Source organism: Rhizobacter sp. Root1221 (assembly GCF_001425785.1).
Lineage (GTDB): Bacteria > Pseudomonadota > Gammaproteobacteria > Burkholderiales > Burkholderiaceae_C > Rhizobacter.
The window spans coordinates 1-2,847 of sequence record NZ_LMDI01000065.1 but is presented as its reverse complement, the minus strand read 5'-3'; the positions used below and the strand labels follow the sequence as shown (position 1 = coordinate 2,847).

2 pseudogenes are annotated in these 2,847 nt (G+C 65.3%); both read left to right on the top strand.

The window, feature by feature from the left end:
• Positions 1 to 261: pseudogene (locus ASC87_RS32555) on the top strand (hypothetical protein); the annotation flags it as partial.
• Positions 262 to 739: 478 nt separating this feature from the next.
• Positions 740 to 2,079 (top strand): annotated as a pseudogene (ltrA, locus tag ASC87_RS27330) (group II intron reverse transcriptase/maturase).
• The last annotated feature ends 768 nt before the right edge of the window (positions 2,080 to 2,847 follow it).

Below are 2,847 nucleotides of genomic sequence, written 5' to 3'. Positions count from 1 at the left end.
TGGGTGGTTCTGTCGACCTACGGTGACTACGGTGGCAAGCAGTGGCTGCACAAGAAGATCTTTGCAGTCCAGCTGAAGGCTTCGCCGAAGATCTACAACCTGGCCTTCCACCACGCTGTCGAGAACGGCTACTGGACGGAACCGCACGCCACGGTGAACCGTGACTTCACGAAGGTGCTGTTCAACTCGAACTGGAACACCAACTCGGACACGGACGTCGATGCCTACATGATCGAAATCCCGGCCGGCGTCGTGAAGTAAGAAGCCGGCGCGGAACGGGCGCCTGCCGCCCCTCCCGACGCTCAAAGGCCCCGCACTGCGGGGCCTTTTTTGTGTGCGCCCGGCACGGGCGCACTCTTGGGGGTGCAAGTCCTCCCGCAAGTTGATCACAGCGAGCGAAGCGAAGCGCGACTGCATGAGGGTGACCGAGTGTGGGGAGGAAGCGTGGAGCGAAGCTGCGAGCCGATGAACAAGAACCGGATAGAAGGCGTCGCCGAGCAGGGCGAGTGGGCGCAAAACCGCGAAGCTCTCGTGATCAAGGCGAGGCGGCGTAGATCCGGCGGTTGTGCAGCGAAGGAGTGCGTTCTTACCCGGGGAGATCTCGCCTCGCGCCTGAAAGGGCGACGGCAGTGCCGGAGCGAGAAGTCAGCAGAGGCCGTAGTAGTGCGAGTCGGGGGCCGATGAGGCAGAACCAAAAGCACGAAGGGCCAAACGAGAGTGAGTGACCGAGGACACGCAGATGTCAAAGGCCATGCGTCAGATGCCGGAGCGATCCGGGCGGGCGAGCGTAGCGCGCGGTGAAGCCGCGCAAGATCTTGCCAGTGACGAAGCCTGCGGCCCGCCGCGTGAGCCCCAGGGCACAGGGTCGGCAAGGCCGAAGGCGGGGGCTGGTTCCTTGCTGGAGGCTGCGCTGACGAGAGAGAACCTGCAGCGAGCGTGGAAGCGGGTCAAGGCCAACAAGGGTGCAGCGGGGGTGGACGGGCTCGACATCGATCCGGCAAGCGCTGCTGACGGGGCGGTACCGGCCTGAGCTGGTGCGAAGGGTGATGATCCCGAAGCCGGATGGGAGCCAGCGGGAGCTGGGTATTCCGACGGTGGTGGATCGGCTGATCCAGCAGGCACTGCTGCAGGTGCTGCAGCCGGTGATCGATCCGACCTTCAGCGAACACAGCCACGGGTTCCGTCCGGGACGACGGGCGCACGATGCGGTGAAGGCCGCGCGAGCGTACGTGCAGTCGGGCAAGCGCGTGGTGGTGGACGTTGACCTGGCGAAGTTCTTCGACCGGGTGAACCACGACATTCTGATGGACCGGCTGGGCAAACGCATCGCCGATGCCGGAGTACTCCGGCTCGTGCGGGCGTACCTGAACGCCGGGATCATGGATGGCGGGGTGGAGGTGGATCGACACATGGGCACGCCACAAGGCGGGCCGCTGAGCCCGCTGCTGGCCAACGTGTTGCTTGACGAGGTGGACAAGGCACTGGAGGCGCGGGGCTACAGCTTCGCGCGCTACGCTGACGACTGCAACGTCTACGTGGGCAGCAGGAAAGCCGGTGAGCGGGCGATGGCGCTGCTGAAGAAGCTGTACGGCGGGCTCAGGCTTCAGGTCAACGAAGCCAAGAGCGCGGTGGGCAGTGCGCGGGGACGCAAGTTCCTGGGCTACGAGCTGTGGGGCGCCAAGGGGCGGGACGTGAAGTACGCGGTGGGTCGCAAGGCCCAACAAGACTTCAAGGCCCGCATCCGGCAACTCACCCGCCGCTCGGGCGGCCGCAGCCTGGAGCAAGTGATCGAGCGACTGCGTGCGTACGTGCTGGGCTGGAAAGCCTACTTCGGTCTGGCGCAGACGCCGAAGGTCTGGCGTGAGCTGGACGAGTGGATGCGGCATCGGATGCGAGCCATCCAGCTGTACCACTGGCGGCGCCCTGCCACGATCCCTGAAAGCCCTGGGCGCATCGGAGACTGCGGCGCAGCGCGTCGCGGGTAACTCGCGGTGCTGGTGGCGCAACGGTGGTTGTTTGCTCCACACCGTGATGATCATCGCCTACTTCGATCGCCTGGGCCTGCCCCGACTCTCCTGACCTCAAACTCCCGAACCGCCCGGTGCGGACCCGCATGCCGGGTGGTGTGGCAGGGGCGCCTCCATCATGGAGGCCCCCTATGCCGATTGCGCCCGGCACGGGCGCATTCCTGGAGGTGTAAGTCCTCCCGCAAGTTGATCACAGCGAACGAAGCGAAGCGCAATGCATGAGGGCGACCGAGTGTGGGTAGGACGCGCGTGGAGCGAAGTTGCGAGCAGACAAACAGGAACGGGGTAGAAGGCGTTGCCGAGGGGCGAGCGGGTATGGAACCGTGAAGCTCTCGTGATCAAGGCGAGACAGCGAAGGGCAATACCGGCCTCAGCCGCGACGAAGGGTGATGATCCCCAAGCCGGATGGAAGCCAGCGGGAGCTGTGGCATTCCGGCGGTGGAGGAACCGCCCGGTGCGGATCCGCACGCCGGGTGGTGGGGCGGGGGAACCCGGCCTCGTTTTCGGCCTGACCGCAGCAGCAGGGCGATTTCGAGGCGTTCCAGTGTGGCGTTGCGCCCCCGTTGCTGCGGCGCAGGGACTGCCGGCGAGCCCGGCGACAGTCCAGGCCAGCCGTCGGTGGGGCGCCTTCACTGCGCCCCCGGCGGCTTTGCTGCTTATCCGAGGTGCCGAGAACAGCCTCAAATCGACAAACCAGGGAAATGGTGCATCCGGATTGCGCCCATTCCGGTCGCCTGGACCCACTCGAATGCGTCCATTGGTAACGGATCTGTAGCAAAAAATTGGCGGCGGACTATACGAGTGCCATTCAGTTTGCGCA